This is a genomic window from Spongiactinospora sp. TRM90649, assembly GCF_029382225.1.
Classification (GTDB): domain Bacteria; phylum Actinomycetota; class Actinomycetes; order Streptosporangiales; family Streptosporangiaceae; genus Spongiactinospora.
Genome location: NZ_JARLTC010000010.1, coordinates 161,218 through 177,779, shown reverse-complemented (window position 1 = coordinate 177,779; position 16,562 = coordinate 161,218). Strand labels below are relative to the sequence as shown.

At 72.6% G+C, this 16,562-nt stretch carries 15 protein-coding genes and 1 pseudogene; 4 read left to right on the top strand and 12 right to left on the bottom strand.

Going from position 1 to position 16,562, the window contains the following annotated elements:
* Positions 1–365 precede the first annotated feature (365 nt).
* Positions 366–1,709, top strand: coding sequence for a M14 family zinc carboxypeptidase (locus P3X83_RS14670; protein WP_277305580.1), 1,344 nt, complete (start codon positions 366–368; stop codon positions 1,707–1,709).
* Positions 1,710–1,721: 12 nt separating this feature from the next.
* On the opposite strand, the gene P3X83_RS14665 is transcribed toward P3X83_RS14670, so the two are convergent.
* A complete protein-coding gene (locus P3X83_RS14665; protein WP_277305579.1) occupies positions 1,722–2,861 on the bottom strand; it encodes a PP2C family protein-serine/threonine phosphatase in 1,140 nt (379 codons plus the stop codon).
* Positions 2,862–3,271: 410 nt separating this feature from the next.
* A complete protein-coding gene (locus P3X83_RS14660) occupies positions 3,272–3,748 on the bottom strand; it encodes an Lrp/AsnC family transcriptional regulator (protein ID WP_277305578.1) in 477 nt (158 codons plus the stop codon).
* A 164-nt stretch (positions 3,749–3,912) separates the two neighbouring features.
* On the opposite strand from P3X83_RS14660, the gene P3X83_RS14655 reads away from it, so the two are divergent.
* Positions 3,913–4,692: a tRNA(His) guanylyltransferase Thg1 family protein gene (locus tag P3X83_RS14655; protein WP_277305577.1), complete on the top strand. Its 780-nt coding sequence runs from the start codon at positions 3,913–3,915 to the stop codon at positions 4,690–4,692.
* A 9-nt stretch (positions 4,693–4,701) separates the two neighbouring features.
* Positions 4,702–5,220, top strand: a complete 519-nt coding sequence (locus P3X83_RS14650) for an NUDIX domain-containing protein (protein ID WP_277305576.1) — start codon at positions 4,702–4,704, stop codon at positions 5,218–5,220.
* 28 nt (positions 5,221–5,248) lie between these two features.
* On the opposite strand, the gene P3X83_RS14645 is transcribed toward P3X83_RS14650, so the two are convergent.
* The 3 genes from P3X83_RS14645 to P3X83_RS14635 form a co-directional block, all read right to left on the bottom strand.
* The gene (locus tag P3X83_RS14645) at positions 5,249–5,908 is read right to left on the bottom strand and encodes a hypothetical protein (RefSeq protein WP_277305575.1); all 660 of its coding nucleotides are present in this window, start codon (positions 5,906–5,908) and stop codon (positions 5,249–5,251) included.
* Between the two features lie 102 nt (positions 5,909–6,010).
* The gene (locus P3X83_RS14640; RefSeq protein WP_277305574.1) at positions 6,011–7,168 is read right to left on the bottom strand and encodes an acyl-CoA dehydrogenase family protein; all 1,158 of its coding nucleotides are present in this window, start codon (positions 7,166–7,168) and stop codon (positions 6,011–6,013) included.
* Positions 7,169–7,170: 2 nt separating this feature from the next.
* The gene (locus tag P3X83_RS14635) at positions 7,171–8,283 is read right to left on the bottom strand and encodes a Xaa-Pro peptidase family protein (protein WP_277305573.1); all 1,113 of its coding nucleotides are present in this window, start codon (positions 8,281–8,283) and stop codon (positions 7,171–7,173) included.
* A 33-nt stretch (positions 8,284–8,316) separates the two neighbouring features.
* Here P3X83_RS14635 and P3X83_RS14630 point away from each other — a divergent pair, with 33 nt between their 5' ends.
* Entirely contained in the window at positions 8,317–9,231 is a 915-nt protein-coding gene (locus P3X83_RS14630; protein ID WP_277305572.1) for a 5'-3' exonuclease, read from the top strand.
* A gap of 55 nt (positions 9,232–9,286) precedes the next feature.
* Here the strand turns inward: P3X83_RS14630 and P3X83_RS14625 are convergent, their stop codons facing one another.
* From P3X83_RS14625 to P3X83_RS14595, 7 genes and pseudogenes are all read right to left on the bottom strand, one after another.
* Positions 9,287–12,031, bottom strand: a complete 2,745-nt coding sequence (locus P3X83_RS14625; RefSeq protein WP_277305571.1) for a DEAD/DEAH box helicase — start codon at positions 12,029–12,031, stop codon at positions 9,287–9,289.
* A gap of 78 nt (positions 12,032–12,109) precedes the next feature.
* Positions 12,110–12,981: pseudogene (locus P3X83_RS14620) on the bottom strand (YegS/Rv2252/BmrU family lipid kinase).
* A gap of 40 nt (positions 12,982–13,021) precedes the next feature.
* On the bottom strand, positions 13,022–13,909 hold the full coding sequence (tatC, locus tag P3X83_RS14615) for a twin-arginine translocase subunit TatC (protein WP_277305570.1): 888 nt from the start codon (positions 13,907–13,909) through the stop codon (positions 13,022–13,024).
* A gap of 121 nt (positions 13,910–14,030) precedes the next feature.
* Positions 14,031–14,363 carry a Sec-independent protein translocase subunit TatA gene (gene tatA, locus P3X83_RS14610; protein ID WP_277305569.1) on the bottom strand — a complete coding sequence of 111 codons (333 nt, stop codon included), beginning with the start codon at positions 14,361–14,363 and terminating at the stop codon, positions 14,031–14,033.
* Positions 14,364–14,433: 70 nt separating this feature from the next.
* A complete protein-coding gene (locus tag P3X83_RS14605) occupies positions 14,434–14,619 on the bottom strand; it encodes a hypothetical protein (RefSeq protein WP_277305568.1) in 186 nt (61 codons plus the stop codon).
* Positions 14,616–15,596 carry a WYL domain-containing protein gene (locus P3X83_RS14600; RefSeq protein ID WP_277305567.1) on the bottom strand — a complete coding sequence of 327 codons (981 nt, stop codon included), beginning with the start codon at positions 15,594–15,596 and terminating at the stop codon, positions 14,616–14,618. Before P3X83_RS14600 ends, P3X83_RS14605 begins: the two co-directional genes overlap by 4 nt.
* Entirely contained in the window at positions 15,593–16,543 is a 951-nt protein-coding gene (locus P3X83_RS14595) for a WYL domain-containing protein (protein WP_277305566.1), read from the bottom strand. The genes P3X83_RS14600 and P3X83_RS14595 overlap by 4 nt, the downstream gene beginning before the upstream one ends.
* Positions 16,544–16,562: the final 19 nt, after the last annotated feature.

The window sequence follows — 16,562 nt, the reverse complement described above, 5'->3', positions numbered from 1 at the left end:
CGCGCGGAACGCGTGGCGCTCAGGTCGATCCGCCGCCTGCCCTGCGCCCACTGTACGGAGTGCACGTGCGCGTCCCACAGGCCGGGCAGCAGGGTGCCGCCCTGGACGTCCACCCGCTCGGCCCCGGACGGCGGGTCGTCCATGATCGCGGCCACCTTGCCTTCGGTGATCAGGACATGGCGGATCGGACCGCCCAGGCCGACGCGCGCGTTGCGCAGCAGCAGTGCAGACATGGCGTACACGGTATGCCCTGCCCCCTGTGTGAGGAAAAGCATCCATTGTCTGGATGGTTACGACAATGACCTGATACTCACGTTGGGAACTCCGACGATGCTCCAGCCCGGTTCCGGCGCGCATCATGAGGTGTGCTAGACGAACTCGACACCGTTCCCGATCATGACCGCTTCGCCACAGTGGACGAGGTCCACCAGACCCTGACCACTCTGGCCCGCCACCATCCGGGGACGGCCACCCTCCGCAGGATCGGCACCTCGCGCCTGGGCGACCCACTGCTCTGCCTGACGGTCGGCGACGGCCCCCGGCACGCGATCGTCGCCGCAGGGCCGCACCCCAACGAGCCCATCGGCGGGCTCACCGTGTCGCACCTGGCCGCCCGCCTCTGCGCGGACGCGGCGCTGCGCCGTTCCAGCGGGTACACCTGGCACATCGTGGGCTGCCTGGACCCCGACGGCACCCGGCTCAACGAGGGGTGGTTCGCCGGGCCGTTCACCAAGACCCACTACGGCAGGCACTTCTACCGGCCGGCCGGGCACGAGCAGGTCGAGTGGACCTTCCCGTTCTCCTATAAGCGCGCCTACTTCGACCGGGTCCTGCCCGAGACGCTCGCGCTGATGCGGCTGATCGACGACACCCGCCCGGCGTTCCTCACCACCCTGCACAACGGCGAGGCCGGCGGCGTCTTCTACTACCTCAGCCGCCCCGAACCCGACCTGCACGCGGTGCTGAAGGCGCTGCCCGGCCGCTACGGCGTGCCGCTGCACGCGGGCGAGCCCGAGCACCCCTCGGTGCGGCGGTTCGAGGAGGCCGTCTTCCTGTCCCCCAACATGGAGGACGCCTACGACTACTACGAACGGGTCGGCCAGAACCCGATCGACCACATCGCGGGCGCCGCCAGCGACTCCTACATCCGCAGGTACGGCACCCTCGGCATGACCGCCGAGCTGCCCTACTGGACCGACGCCGCCGCCGACGACACCACGCCGACCGGCACCCTCTACCGCGACCTGATCCGGGACCACGCCGCCCGGCTCCGCGACGCCTCCGCGCTGCTGAGCCAGACGCTGACGGCCGTGGCCGCCGACCTCGTGACGACCTCGCCGTTCGTGCGCGCCAGCCGGTCCTTCATCCCCATGCTCGGCCTGATGGCGGCCGTCGACGAGCGGCGCGCCGGGGCGGCGGAGAACGTCAGGCCGGCCACCGTCGCCGAGGTCGCCTCCTGCCGCGACAACCTCAACAGCGCGCGGCTGCGCTTCGGCGGCATGCTGCTGCGGGCGCTGGAGGGCGAACTGGCCGTCGGCAACACGACGGCCGCCATCCGCGCCCACTACCGGGAGCTGTGCGCCGCCTACGCCAAGTGGTGCGAGGAGGCCGAGTCCGGGGGTTCCGACCGGACCATTCCGATCCGGCACCTGGTGGCCATCCAGTACGGCGCGATCCTCGCCGGCGCCGCGCACGCCAACCGCTCCTGAACCGGCGAGCCCTCACTCGCCGCCGTCCGGTCCGGAGTGCGTCTCCTCCCTCTCGGTGTGCCGGATGGTGAGGATCGCGATGTCGTCGCGGGGCGCGGCCCGGGTGAAGGCCCGCAGGTCCGCGCCGAGGGCGTCGGCCAGGCGCGGCGGCGGGTCACGGGCCCACTCGCGCAGCCGACGCTCCAGCGGGTAGAAGGCGCCGGACGGGTCGCGCGCCTCGGTGACGCCGTCGGTGCACAGCAGCAGCGTCGCTCCCCTGGGGAACGGCAGGCCGATGCCCTGCCGCCGCTCCCGCGTCAGCGACGCCACCCCCAGGGGGACCTCCGGCTCTCCGAGGTCCACCTGACGGGCGTCGCCGTCATGAATGAGAAACGGGATGATGTGCCCGCAGTTGATCGCCTCGATGCGCAGTTCCTCGCCGATGTCGAGGATCAGCGCGGTGACCAGGCGCTCCTGCTCGCCGCCGTAGTAGGCGGAGGCGTTCTCCCTGGTCACGGCCTTCTCCAGGGACTCGGTGACGCCGACGAGCGTGTCCTCCCGGTAGGCGGCCTCCTTGAACGACCCGAGGACGGTCAGCGCCATCCCGATCGCGGGCAGCCCCTTGCCCTGCACGTCGGCGATCAGCAGGCGGGTACGGCCGGGGGCGGGCGCCACGTCGTAGACGTCGCCGCCCACCATGGCCTCTTCCTCGACCGGCTGGTAGAGGCCGTCGATCTCGACCTGGAGGGTGCGCAGCGGCAGCGGGCGCACGATCAGCCGCTGCAGCGCCGTGGCCGCCGAGCGCAACCGGCGCACCTCCTCCTCCCGGCGCACCCTGTATCGGCAGCTCAGCACGCTGAACAGGCCGAACACCGCCGCGAAGCCCCCGGCCAGGGCGATGTCGTCCGTCTCGGCGCCGAGGTAGATCAGGGTGCCGGTGATCACCAGCACCGTCCACACCGAGGCGATGACCGTCGCCGCGACGGTGCCGAGCCCGGCGGCGATCGCGGGCAGGAAGACCAGCAGGGGCAGCAGGCGCACCGACGGATGCGTGAGCGAGTCGATGCCGATCAGCAGCGCCGTGACGATGGCCAGGCCCGCGACGAACACCGGCGTCGGAACGAAGTTCCGCCCGTTCTTCCGCCGCTCCCCGCCCGTGGCCAATGCCCTCACCCCCCCCACACCCGTCCTACCCACTGGGTGCGGTTCGTGCGACGTCATCAGGCCGGGCCGGGTCAGGCCGGTGCGGCCGCCCTGATCGCCGCCGCCCGGGACCTGGCCGCCGATGCGGGCATGGAGGCGCTACCGGCCCGGGTGCGGGTCGCCGTCGTGAGCGGCGCCGGGCCGGACGGGCCCGCCCTGCTGGAGGCCGCAGAGGAGGCCCTGCCCGGAGAGAAGCACCGGCTGCTCGCCTCCTGCACCGCCGGTGAGATGTGGGCGCTGGTGGCCGGTGAGGACCTGTCCGCCGTGCTGGACCGGGTGACGGAGTTCGTCGCCGCCCGGCCCGCAGGAGGGCGCGCGGTGGTGTCGCATGAGCTGGCCGTACGGGACCTGGCCGGGCACGTGCCCGCGCTGCGCGCCGCTCAGGAGTCGGCCTCGGCGGGCGGGTCGCCGCCGGACGCCAGCGGCGGCGGCCGGTGCTCGTACGGCGTGCTCAGCACCACCGTGGTCCGCGTGGATACGTTGGCCGACGCCCGGATCTGCTGCAACAACTCCTCCAGGTCGAGCGCCCCGCCGACCCGCACCTTGAGTATGTAGCTCTCGTCGCCCGCCACGCTGTGGCACGCCTCGATGGCCGTCAGATGCGCCAAGCGCTCGGGGGCGTCGTCGGGCGCGGCGGGATCGATCGGCTTGATGGAGATGAACGCGGTGAGCGCCAGGCCCACCGCATCGTGGTCCACCAGCGCGGCGTAACCCCGGATGACCCCGCGTTTCTCCAGGCGGCGCACCCGCTGGTGCACCGCCGAGACCGAAAGCCCGGTCTCCTTGGCCAGGTCCGTGAAGCTCATCCGGCCGTCCGTGGTCAACAGTGTGACGATCTGCCGATCGATCTCCTCCACCGGACCAAGGTAGCGGCCCGGCCGTCCGGCCGCGAGATGCGCCCGCCCGGGTGGCCGGGACCGGATGCCCGCCGTACGTCCCACCGAGGCGCGAACCGGAGGTGCGAGGGTAGAGACACCGTGCCGGGCTCGCCGGGGGCCGGGTTCGGTTGGGGAGGCGACACGTGAGAGCCGACGAGCTTGAGGCCAGGATGCGGACCGGGGAACGGTTCCACTCGCTGGCCCTCCCGCCGGAGTCCTGGGTGATCATCCGGGTGGACGGCCGCGGCTTCTCCCGCTACACCGAGGATGACTTCGACAAGCCCTTCGACGCCCGCTTCTCCGCCCTGATGACCGCCACCGCGCGCGGCCTGCTGGAGGAGCTGGGCGGGCGCTACGCCTACACCGAGAGCGACGAGGTCTCCCTGGTGCTGCCGCCCGCCTTCGCGCAGTTCGGCCGCCGCCTGGAGAAGCTGGTCTCGGTCTCGGCCTCCGTGGCGGCCTCGGTCTTCACCCACGCGGCGGGCGAACCCGTCCAGTTCGACAGCAGGGTCTGGCTGGGCGGCTCGCTGGAGGACGTCGTCGACTACCTGTCCTGGCGGCAGGCCGACGCGGCGCGCTGCGCGCTCAACGGGTGGTGCTACTGGGCGCTGCGCAAGGCGGGCCGTACCCGCCGCCAGGCCGCCCGCGCCCTCGACGGCGCCGGGGCCGCCGCCAAGCACGAGCTGCTGTCCCGGCACGGCGTCGACTACGAGGGGCTGCCCGCCTGGCAGCGCAACGGGGTCGGGCTGTGGTGGGAGACCTACGAGCACCCCGGCCACGACCCGCTGCGCGGCGTGGACGTCACCACGCTGCGGCGGCGCGTCCACGTCGCCAGGGAGCTGCCGGTGACCGGGGAGTACCGAGGGCTCGCCGAACGGATCCTGCTCGGCGAGCGCGACCCGGGCGCCCCGGTGCCGCCCTAGCATCGGAAGGTGATCCTCAAGCCCGACCGGCCGATCAAACGGCCCACCGCCCGCGTCCTGCTCCTCGACTCCCAAGACCGGCTGTTGCTGTTCCGCTTTCCCGCTCCGGCGGGCTGGCGGCACCGGCACTACTGGGTCACGCCCGGCGGGGGCGTGGCCGACGGCGAGGCGCTCGACGCCGCCGCCGTGCGCGAGTTACGCGAGGAGACCGGGCTGGACGTCCCCCGCGAGCGGCTCGGCGCGCTGGTCGCGCGGTGCGCGGGCCTCACCGAGTTCGACGGCGTCCCCATCCACGCCAGCGACGCCTACTTCTTCCTGCGGGTGGACGACCACGTGGTGGACCCCACCGGCCAGGAGGAGTTCGAACGCTCGCAGATCTCCGCCCACCGCTGGTGGACCCTGCCCGAGCTGCGCGCCACCGATGACGTGATCTTCCCGGTCCGGCTCGCCGGGCTGCTGGACGCGCTGATCGCGGGCGAGATCCCCGCCGAGCCGGTCACACTGCCCTGGCGGCGCGGCGACGAGTGAGCCGCCGCGCACGTGTCGGCCGGCCGTCTCAGTCGGCGATGTAGCGGATCGAGCGGACGTGGTATCCGGTCGTCTTCGAGCCGCGCACCGACATCAGCATCGCCCCGCCCTCGTAGGAGTACGCGCAGGAGCGGCCCCCGGGCTCGGGCGAGCACCCCTGGAAGTGGTACGGCACGCCGCTCGGGTCGAACCGCACCCGGAAGATCGTGCGCACCGCGCCCCTGGTCGCCACCTCCAGACCCGCGTAGCGGTCGTGCCGCCGCCAGGCGCCGTACAGGTGCTTGGCGGCGTCCTGCGGCCTGACCAGGTGCCGCGAGCGGTAGACCTTGACGACCTTGCCGCCGGAGACCACCATGGCGATCCCGTTGAGGTCGCCGGGCACCCGGACGCTGGTGTGGACGAACCGGCAGACCCGGCCGTCGCAGCCGTCGAACCGGTCGGGCGTGCGGTACACGTAGGCGAAGATGGAACTCACCGCCGACGGCGTGGCCACCCGGGCGGCGGCCCGCCGGTCACGGGCGTTCCACGCGGAGAACAGCTTCTTGGCGACCTTGGCGGGGGCGACGGCGGCGGGCCCAGCGACGGGCCCAGCGACGGAGGGCGTGGCGGCCGTGGCGGGCAGTGCGGGAGACATCAGCGCGGCGGCGCCCACGAGGGCGGCGGCGGCGAGGAGCGATCGTCGGAACACGCCACGACGTTAGGACCGCGACCTTGCACCCGGATTGCCCTCGGCTTGCACCCGATCGGCGGCCCTGCCCGCGCCTGGCGCGGGCAGGGCGCGCCCAGCGGGTCAGGCGGACGCCTCCCTGGTCACCGCGCGGGCGATGACCAGGCGCTGGATCTGGTTGGTGCCCTCCACGATCTGCAGCACCTTCGCCTCGCGCATGTACCGCTCGGCCGGGAAGTCCTCCACATAGCCGTAGCCGCCGAACACCTGGACGGCGTCGGTGGTCACCGCCATGCACATGTCGGTGGCGAACAGCTTGGCCATCGCGGCGCGCGTGCCGTAGGGCCGCCCGGCGTCGCGCAGCCGGGCGGCGTCCAGGTAGAGCGCGCGGGCGGCGGCGATCCGCGTGGCCATGTCGGCCAGCATGAAACCGACGCCCTGGAAGTCGGCGATCCTGGAGCCGAACTGGCGGCGCTCGCCCGCGTAGGCCACCGCGGCGTCGTAGGCGGCCTGGGCGACGCCGACGGCGCAGGCGGCGATGCCCAGCCGCCCGCCGTCGAGTGCCGCCATGGCGATGCGGAAGCCCTCGCCCCGCGCGCCGACCAGCGCGTCCGCGGGCAGGCGCACGCCGTCGAGGCGGACCTGGGCGGTGGGCGAGGAACGCATGCCCATCTTGCGCTCGGGTTTGCCGTACGACAGGCCCTCGGTCTCCGCCGGGACGTGCAGGCAGGAGATCCCCCGCGCGCCGTCGTCGGACGTGCGGGCCATCACCGTGTAGAAGTCGGCGACGCCGCCGTGGGTGGTCCACGCCTTGACCCCGTCGAGCACGAACCCGCCGTCCTCGCCGGGCTCGGCCCGGGTGGTCAGCGCCGCCGCGTCGGACCCCGAGTGCGGCTCCGACAGGCAGTAGGCGCCCAGCAGGTCGCCGCCGAGCATGGCGGGCAGCAGCCGCTCGCGCTGCTCCGCATCGCCGTAGGCGGCCACCGGGAAACACGACAGCGTGTGCACCGACACGCCCAGCCCCACCGCCAGCCAGGCCGCCGCCAGCTCCTCGACCACCTGCAGGTAGACCTCCTGCGCCTGGGCCGCGCCGCCGTACTCCTCCGGGTACGGCAGGCCGAGCAGCCCCGACGCGCCCAGCGTGCGGAACACCTCGCGCGGGAAGCGCCCCGCGGCCTCCTCGGCCGCCGCGCGCGGCGCGATCTCCTTGGCCGCGATCTCCCGGACCAGCTCGATCAGGTCGTGGCCCTCCTGGGAGGGCATCGTCCGCTCGACCGCCATCGTCACACCACCACCAGTTCCCGTGGACGGTCGTTGACCCGCTCGCCGCCCTCCTCGCCGCAGATCACGATGTCCTCGATCCGGGCCCCGTGCTCGCCCGGCAGGTAGATGCCCGGCTCGACGGAGAACGCGTACCCCGGGACCAGCGGCTCGGCGTTGCCCGCCACGATGTAGGGGTCCTCGTGGGTCTCCAGGCCGATGCCGTGGCCGGTGCGGTGGATGAACCGCTCGCCGTACCCGGCCTCCTCGATCACCTCACGGGCGGCGGCGTCGATCGCCTCGCACGCCACCCCCGGCCGCACCGCCAGGCAGGCGGCCTCCTGGGCGCGGCGCAGCACCTCGTAGTAGGCGGCGAACGCCGCGGGCGGCTCGCCGACGGAGTACACGCGGGTGGAGTCGGAGCAGTAGCCGCTGGGCATCCGCCCGCCGATGTCCACGACCACCGGCTCGCCCGCCTCGATGACCCGGTCGGACAGCTCGTGGTGCGGGCTCGCGCCGTTCGGCCCTGAACCGACGATCACGAAGTCGACGGTCTCGTGCCCGGCGGCGATGATGGCGTCGGCGATGTCACGGCCGACCTCGCGCTCGGTACGGCCCGCGCGCAGGAACTCCGGCACCCGCGCGTGCACCGCGTCGATGGCCGCGCCCGCCTCGCGCAGCGCCGCCGCCTCGGCGGGGCTCTTGCGCATCCGCAGGCCGCGCAGCACCGTGGAGGCGAGGACCTGCTCGGCCCCCGGCAGCGCGTCGCGGAACCGCAGCGAGGTCATCGCCCACATCCGGTCGGCCAGGCCCACCGTGGCGACCGCGCCCAGCCGCTTGGCCACGTGCGCGTAAGGGTCGTCGGTCTCCTCCCAGGGCACGAATTCCACGCCGAGCCGCGAGGCGGGCGAGTGCTCGGCGGCGGCCAGCTCCAGGCGCGGCACCATCAGGAACGGCTCGCCCGCGGCCGGGACCGCCAGGCAGGTCAGCCGTTCCAGCGGCAGGGCCTCGTAGCCGGTGACGTAACGCAGGTCGGGGCCCGGCGTGAGCAGCAACGCGCCGAGGCCCGCCCGCCGGGTCGCCTCCTGCACGGCGGCCAGGCGCGAGACGGGGTACAGATCCAGATCAGAGGTCACGGGTCCAATGTAGGCCGTGCGAGGATGAGGTTCATGCCCGGATTGATGCTCCTCGACACCGCGTCGCTGTACTTCCGCGCCTTCTACGGAGTGCCCGAGTCGATCAAGTCTCCGGACGGTCGGCCCGTCAACGCCGTGCGGGGGCTGATCGACATGATCGCCACGCTGGTCCGCGACCACTCCCCCGCCGAGCTGGTGGCGTGCATGGACGCCGACTGGCGCCCGGCGTTCCGGGTGGACGCGCTGCCGTCCTACAAGGCCCACCGGGTGGCCGAGGGCGACCAGGAGGACGTGCCCGACACGCTGGCCCCGCAGGTCCCGATCATCGAGGAGACCCTCGACGCGCTGGGCATCGCCCGGATCGGCGTTCCCGGCTACGAGGCCGACGACGTCATCGGCACCTGCGCGACCCGGGCCAAGGGCGCCGTGGACATCGTCACCGGCGACCGCGACCTGTTCCAGCTCGTCGACGACTCCCGGCCGGTCCGGGTCCTCTACACCGCGCGGGGCATCCGCAACCTGCAGATCTTCGACGAGGCCGCGGTGACCGCCAAGTACGCCATCCCCGGCCGGTCCTACGCCGAATTCGCCACCCTGCGCGGCGACCCGAGCGACGGCCTGCCCGGCGTGCCCGGCGTCGGCGACAAGAGCGCCGCCGCGCTGATCACCCGGTTCGGCGACCTCGGCACCCTGCTCGACGCCCTCGACTCCGGCGTCACCGAGGGCTTCCCGGCGGGCGCGCGCACCAAGCTGACCGCCGCCCGCGACTACCTGCGGGTGGCCCCCGACGTCGTGCGGGTCGCGCTCGACGCGCCGGTGCCCGACATCGACCTGACGCTGCCCGCCAAGCCCCGCGACGGGCGGGCGCTGGTCGCGCTGGCCGACCGCCACGGCCTGGACGGCCCGCTCAACCGCCTGCTGGAGTCGATGGCCAAGGCCACCGCCTGACCCGCCCCCAGGCGGCCCCTCCTGTGAGCCCTCAGGTGAGCCCTCAGGTGAGCCCTCAGGTGAGCGAGGTGTAGGCGACCACGCCCCTGCGGATGGCGTCCATCGCCTTGGCCGCGTTCTTCTTGACCGGACTGTGCGGCGCCGCCGCGTCGCCGATCTGCCCCAGCAGGTCGAGGAGCTGCTTCATCCAGCGCACGAAGTCGCCCGCCGCCAGCTCCATGCCGTTGGCGCCGTCGGTGAGCACGGCGTCCAGGCTGTGGCCCCTGGCCCAGCGGAACGCGGCCCAGGCGAAGCCGAAGTCGGGCTCGCGGGTGAACGACAGCCCGTGCGTCTCCTCGATCGCCTCCAGGTCGCCCCACAGTCGCACCATCGCCGCGAGCGTGTCGGTGGCCTCGCCCGCGGGGATCTTGGGGCGCCGCGCCTCGTCGGACTGGCGCGACTCGAAGACCAGCGCGGACACGCAGGCCGCCAGCTCGGCGGGGTCGAGGGCGTCCCACAGCCCCGAGCGCAGGCACTCGGCGGTGAGGAGGTCGAGCTCGGTGTAGATCGCGGCCAGCCGCCTGCCCTGCACGGTGACGGTCTCGCCGTCGAGGTAGCCGAGCTGTTCGAGGACCCCGCACACCCGGTCGAAGGTGCGGGCGATGACGTGGGACCGGCTCTCCACGCGGCGGCGCAGCCCCTCGCTCTCGCGGTACTGCTTGTAGTAACGCTCGGCCCAGCGGGCGTGGTCCTCGCGCTCCTCACAGGCGTGGCAGGGGTGCTGCCTGATCTGCCGCCGCAGGTCGTTGATCTCGTCGTCCTCGACGGCGTGGTCCCTGGCCCTCGGCGGCTTGCCGAGATCGCGGTCGCCGATCTTGGCGTGCATGGTGGAGACCAGGTTGGCACGGTCCTTCGGCGCCCGGGAGTTGAAGTTCTTCGGAATGCGCAGGTGGTCCACGGGCTCCACCGGCACCGGGAAGTCGGTCGAGGTCAGCCGCTTCACCTGCTTGCCGATGGTCAGCACCAGCGGCGAGGGGCCCTCGCCGCGTCCCGCGCCGCGCGGGTTCAGCCCGGGGTCGAGCACCACCGCCAGACCGGCCCGGCGCCCGGCCGGGACCCTGATCACGTCGCCGGGCTTGAGCGCCTCAAGCGAGCGGATCGCCTGCGCCCGGCGGGCCGCCGTGCGCTGGCGCGACAGATCCGACTCGCGGTCGGACAGCCGCCTGCGCAGCGCGGCGTACTCCGGGAAGTCGCCCAGGTGGCAGGTCATCGCCTCCTGGTAGCCGTCCAGGGCCTCCTCGGTACGGCGGAGCTGCCTGGCGATGCCCACCACCGCCCGGTCGGCCTGGAACTGCGCGAAGGACGCCTCCAGGAGGGTTCTGGCGCGGGCCCTGCCGACCTGGCCAACCAGGTTGACCGCCATGTTGTACGACGGGCGGAAGCTGGAGCGTAGCGGGTAGGTGCGGGTGCTGGCCAGGCCCGCGACCGACACCGGGTCGGTGCCCTGCTGCCACACCACCACCGCGTGACCCTCGACGTCGATGCCGCGCCGCCCGGCCCGCCCGGTGAGCTGGGTGTACTCGCCTGGGGTGAGATCGGCGTGGGTCTCGCCGTTCCACTTGTCGAGCTTCTCGATCACCACGGAACGGGCGGGCATGTTGATGCCCAGCGCCAGGGTCTCGGTGGCGAAGACCGCCTTGACCAGCCCTTCGGTGAACAGCTCCTCCACGACCTCCTTGAAGGTGGGCAGCATGCCCGCGTGGTGGGCGGCCAGGCCCCGCTCCAGACACTCGCGCCACTCCAGGAAGCCCAGCACCGCGAGGTCTTCGTCGGGCAGGTGGGAGGTCCGCTCGTCCACGATCTGGCGGATCTCGTGCCGCTCACGCTCGGTGGTCAGCCGCAGCCCGGCGTACAGGCACTGCATCACGGCGGCGTCGCAGCCCGCCCTGGAGAAGATGAAGGTGATCGCGGGCAGCAGGCCCTCGGCGTCGAGCCGCTCGATGACGTCGACCCGGCTCGGAGCGCGGAACCCGCGCGGGCGGCCGTATCCGCGGCGGCCGCGCGGCGGACCGCCCAGCCGGCCCTCGTCTCTGGCCAGCCGGGACAGCTCGGGGTTGACGCGCGGCCGGTCGGCCTCCTCCTCGGCGACGAACAGGTCGTACAGGCGGTTGCCGACCATCATGTGCTGCCACAGCGGCACGGGACGGTGCTCGTCGACGATGACGGTGGTGTCGCCGCGGACCTCGCCCAGCCACTCGCCGAACTCCTCGGCGTTGCTGACGGTGGCCGACAGCGCCGCCAGGCGCACCGACTCCGGCAGGTGGATGATGACCTCTTCCCACACCGCGCCGCGGAACCGGTCGGCCAGGTAGTGCACCTCGTCCATGACGACGAAGCCCAGGCCCGCCAGGGTCGGGGACCCGGCGTAGAGCATGTTGCGCAGCACCTCGGTGGTCATGACCACGATCGGGGCCTCGCCGTTGACGCTGTTGTCTCCGGTGAGCAGGCCGACCTTCTTGGTGCCGTAGCGTTTCACCAGGTCGTTGTACTTCTGGTTGGACAGCGCCTTGATCGGGGTGGTGTAGAAGCACTTGCGGCCCTGCTCCAGCGCCAGGTGGACCGCGAACTCCCCGACGACCGTCTTGCCGGACCCGGTGGGGGCGGCCACCAGCACGCCGTCGCCGGCCTCCAGCGCGTGGCAGGCGTCGATCTGGAACTCGTCCAGATCGAAGTCGTACAACTCGCGGAACGACCTGATCGCGGGCCCCTCGTGGGCGATGCTCTGCCGGAAGGCCGCGTATCGCTCCGCTGGCGTCGTCATGCTGTTCAGCCTACCGATACCGGGATTCCGGTCTGTCCCTCTGGTGGCGACCGAAGTCACCCCCTTTACAAAGTAGATCTAGATCAGCACCCGGAGCGCTCCGGGGACCACCTCACAGGCCATCGGAAGCGTACCCAGGCGCTCGCCGTCGGCATAGGCGACCACGGAAGGCGCGGCCAGCGCGACCCGGGTGGCGCGGTGCACCGTCACCGAGGACAGGCCCACATGGGTACCCCGGTATACGCGGGGAAGGCGCGCACGAACCTGCCGGTGGGCATGGCCCGGAGGATCGTCACGTCCAGCAGGCCGTCGCCGGGGTCGGCGGCGGGGCAGATCCGCATGCCCGCGCCGTAGGAGCGGGTGTTGCCCACGGCCACCAGCATCGCCTCGCCCTCGACGACCTCGCGCCCGCCGGGGAGGTCCAGCGTGACGCTGAACGGGATGGGGCGGAAGGAACGCAGCTCGGCCGCGGTGGCCACCAGGTAGCGCGCCGTGCCGCCCGGCAGGGTCATCCGGTTGGCCCGCTCGTTGACGCGGGAGTCGAACCCGCAGGCCATCACCCCGGCGAACCACTCACCCGCCCGCGCGCCCGCCACGACGCGGGCCGCGTCGAAGGGGGCGGCGGCGCCGCGCAGCACGACCGAGGCGGCTGCCACCGGGTCGCGCGGGATGCCGAGCGCGGCGGCGAAGTCGTTGCCGGTTCCTGCGGGCAGCAGGCCCAGCGGCACGCCGGTGCCCGCCACGGCCTGCAGCGCCAGGTGCACCAGGCCGTCTCCACCGAAGGCGGCGAGCGCGCGGGGCCGTGCGGCGACCGCCGCACGGGCGCGCTCCAGGGTCTCGCGGGCGGATCGGCCCGCGAGCACTGTGACCGGGTGGCCTCCCTCGCGCAACCGCCGGACGGCGGGCGCCAGCCGCCGCAGCGACCGTCCGCCACCGGCGGCGGGATTCACAAGGACCGCTATCTCACCCGGCACACCGGGAATTTATCCCTTATCGCCGGAGATCGGAATCGTCGTCCGCGCCCCCATCGGAGTCCACGTCGAGCGGCGACGCCTCGTCGTCGCTCAGCCCCGAGTAGTCCTCGGCCACCGGCTGCCGCTTCTCGCGCAGGTACATGAACACCTCGGCCAGGCCGAACAGGCCGACCATCGGCAACGCCAGCGCGATCATGGTCAACGGCTCGCCGCCCGGGGTGGCCACGGCGCCGAAGACGAACATCAGGAAGATCACCATGCGGCGGTGCTTCTTCACCGTCGCCCTCGGCAGCACGCCGATGATGTTGAGGAACACCATGAGCAGCGGCAGCTCGAAGGAGACGCCGAACACCAGCAGCATGATCATCGTATAGCTGAGGTACTCGTCGATCTGGATCAGCGGAACGCCGCTCTCCGGGGCGAAGCTCAGCAGGATCGACAGGCTGGTGTCCATCACCAGGTAGGCCAGGATGGCGCCGGCCAGGAACAGCGGGACGGCCAGCCCGAGGAAGCTGAAGGTGTAGCGCCGCTCGTTGCGGTAAAGGCCCGGGGTGACGAACGCCCAGACCTGGTAGAGCCAGACGGGCGAGGACGCCACGACGCCCACCATCGCCGCCACGTGCAAGGTCAGGAAGAAGGACTGGAAGATGCCGCCGATGGCGAGGCTGCACTCTCCGGGCCTGAGCTGCTGCGCGGCGGAGGTCTCACAGAAGGGGGCCTTGAGGAAGTCCCAGACCGGGTCGAAGACCAAGAAACCGAGCACGGTGCCGACGACCAGCGCGAGGACCGCGATCACGAGCCGGTTGCGCAGCTCGCGCAGGTGGTCCATCAGCGGCATGCGCCCCTCGGGGTCACGCGCCTGCGACCCGTTCGCGCCAGGCTTGGGCCATTTCAGCAGAGCCATGCGGGAGTCCTGGTCTCGGGGGGTGGGGTGGACGGGATGAGGACGGCGAGCACCCGGAGGTCAGGCCTGGGAGCCGGCCCGGGACAGGGCCGGGAACGCGGCCGGGTGCGGGGCCGGGGACTCAGCTCAGCTTGTCCTTGGCCGTGGCCGCGGTGGCGGCGCGCTCGCGGTCGGCGATGATCCGGGCCTGCTCCTCAGGGGTGAGCACGACGGCCTGCTGGATCTGCGGCTGCGGCTGCGCGGCGGGCTGCGGGGTGGCGGACTGAGCGCCGGTGGAACCGACCTTCTCCACCGTGGTCCCGTCCTCGTCGTCACGGAGCTTCGTGGTCTCGGACTTGAAGATCCGCATGGAGCGGCCGATCGCACGAGCGGTGTCGGGCAGCTTCTTCGCACCGAACAGCAGCACCACGATGACCGCGATGATGATCAGCTCAGTTGGTCCCAGGTTGGGCATGACACATCCTTTACACCAAGCGACGTGCTTTCACTGACACCGATCGTACGCTCCCCGACGCGCGGTCACATCATTCCGGGTTCCGTATTACGTCGATCTTTTGACGAAGTTTGTCCCGTTTGGGGGTTAGCCGGGACCTGGTCCGTTCCAGTTCACGGTGCAGCCCCCGTGCGGCTACCAGCACCTTCACCGACAGAACCGCGATGACGGCGACCCCCGTGAAGGCCGCCGCCACCGCCGCCACGACCCAGATCATCGGGCGGGCTCCCGCTCGTAGTGGGCCAGCGCGGCACGCGCGCGGTCACGCACCGTGACGGCCAGTCCCGCGGGCGAGACCACCCGGCCGGTGTCGCCGAGACGCAGCGCCAGGCGGACCAGCCACCCCTGGTCACGGGCCCGCAGGGCGATCCGCAGACGCCCTTCGCCCAGCTCGGTGACCTCTTCACAGGGGTAGTACTCCGCCACCCAGCGCCCCGCCGGGCTCACCTCCAGGACCACGAGCTGATCGGTGGGCGAGGGCCGGAACACCCCCTGGGTGACGTCACGCGACTCGGCGTCGGCGGGCGGCTCGGCGGGCAGGTCGAGGACGCGGACCTCCTGCATACGGTCCAGCCGGAAGAGGCGTACCGCCTCGGCCCGATAACACCAGCCCTCCAGATACGGACGCCCGTCGGCGACCACCAGCCGCATCGGATCGACCTCGCGCCAGGTGACCTCGTCACGGCCGGGCACGTAGTAGCGCAGCGACAGCCGCCGCCTGGCTCGCAGCCCCTCCTGGACGGCGGCCAGGGCGTCGGGCGCCGCCTCGACGTCGACCTCCACGGTGACCTGGCTGCTCACCGCGGCGGCGGCCTCGCCCGCCGCCCGCTCCAGCTTGGCGATCACCCGGGCCAGCGCCTCGCGGTCGCCGAGGTCGGCGAACTCCGGGAACTCCAGCAACAGCCGCAACGCCACCAGCAGCGCGCTCGCCTCGTCCACCGCCAGGCGCAGCGGCCTGGCGATCGTCTCGGCGTTGTCGATCAGGATCTCGCCGCCGTCCCAGGAGACGTCGATCAGGTCGCCGGGGGTGTGGCCGGGCAGGCCGCACATCCAGACCAGTTGCAGGTCGTCGATGAGCTGCTTCTCGCTCACCGCGAAGATCTTGGCGACCTCGGCCACCTGCGCCCCGGGGTGCGACATCAGATACGGCACCAGCGCCAGCAGGCGCGGCAGCCGGTCGGCCGAGGAGCTCATGCCAGCGCTCCCTTCAACCGGCGGATCACGGCCTCGCGCGCGTCGGGCGGGTCGACGACCTCGACGTCGGGACCCAGGCTGGCCAGCCAGCCGGCCAGCCGCTCGGGGTCTGCGAACACCAGCTCCGCCTCCTCCCACCCGTCTCCCGACGGGCGGATCTCCCTGGCCAGGTGGCGCACCCCCTGGCAGGCGCCCTCGCGCAGGCGCAGCAGGGCGGTGCGCTCGGGCATGGTCTGGTCGTCGCGGTAGCCCACCATCTCCCGCAGGTTCACGCCCTCGGGGACGCGGACCTCGCCGGGACGGCCGAGCGGGGTCACCGTCCCGGTGATCCGGCTGAGCCGGAACACCCGGTGGCCGTCGCGATCGCGGTCGTGGCCGATGACGTACCACCGGCCCCGGCGGCTGACCACGCCCCAGGGCTCAAGGGTGCGGGTGCGGACCTCGCCGCTGCCCGCCGTGCGGTAGTCGAACCGGACGGCCCGCCGGTCGCGCACCGCCTCCCACAGCGCCGGGAACGACGGGTCGCGGGTGTCGACGCGCAGTTCCAGCGCGTCCATCCCGCTCTCCTCGGTCTCGACCCCGGCCGCGCGGAGCTTCAGCAGCGCCCCGCCCGCCGCCTCGGCCAGGCTGGCCCGCCGCCACACCTGCGCCGCGAGGCCGAGCACGGCCGCCTCGTCGGGCGCCAGCGTGATGTCGGGCAGCTCGTAGGCCTGGCGCACGATGCGGTAACCCGGCTCGTCGTCCCAGGGGTCCTTGTGGACCTCGACCGGGATGCCGATCTCGCGCAGTTCGTTCTTGTCGCGCTCGAACATGCGCTGGAAAGCCTCGTCGCCGTCGCGGTCGTAGCCGGGCACGACCTGACGGATCTGCTCCGCGGGCAGCGGGCGGCGGGTCGCCAGCAGGCAGATGACAAGGTTGAGCAGCCGCTCGGTCTTGCGCCGCGACATTAGGTCCCCTCCCCTCCTC

Excerpts from the sequence above, each read along its gene's own strand:
- tatA (WP_277305569.1), bottom strand. The coding sequence starts at position 14,363 with ATGCCCAACCTGGGACCAACTGAGCTGATCATCATCGCGGTCATCGTG.
- tatC (WP_277305570.1), bottom strand. The coding sequence starts at position 13,909 with ATGGCTCTGCTGAAATGGCCCAAGCCTGGCGCGAACGGGTCGCAGGCG.
- P3X83_RS14595 (WP_277305566.1), bottom strand. The coding sequence starts at position 16,543 with ATGTCGCGGCGCAAGACCGAGCGGCTGCTCAACCTTGTCATCTGCCTG.
- P3X83_RS14630 (WP_277305572.1), top strand. The coding sequence starts at position 8,317 with ATGCCCGGATTGATGCTCCTCGACACCGCGTCGCTGTACTTCCGCGCC.
- P3X83_RS14605 (WP_277305568.1), bottom strand. The coding sequence starts at position 14,619 with ATGATCTGGGTCGTGGCGGCGGTGGCGGCGGCCTTCACGGGGGTCGCC.
- P3X83_RS14600 (WP_277305567.1), bottom strand. The coding sequence starts at position 15,596 with ATGAGCTCCTCGGCCGACCGGCTGCCGCGCCTGCTGGCGCTGGTGCCG.
- P3X83_RS14625 (WP_277305571.1), bottom strand. The coding sequence starts at position 12,031 with ATGACGACGCCAGCGGAGCGATACGCGGCCTTCCGGCAGAGCATCGCC.
- P3X83_RS14640 (WP_277305574.1), bottom strand. The coding sequence starts at position 7,168 with ATGGCGGTCGAGCGGACGATGCCCTCCCAGGAGGGCCACGACCTGATC.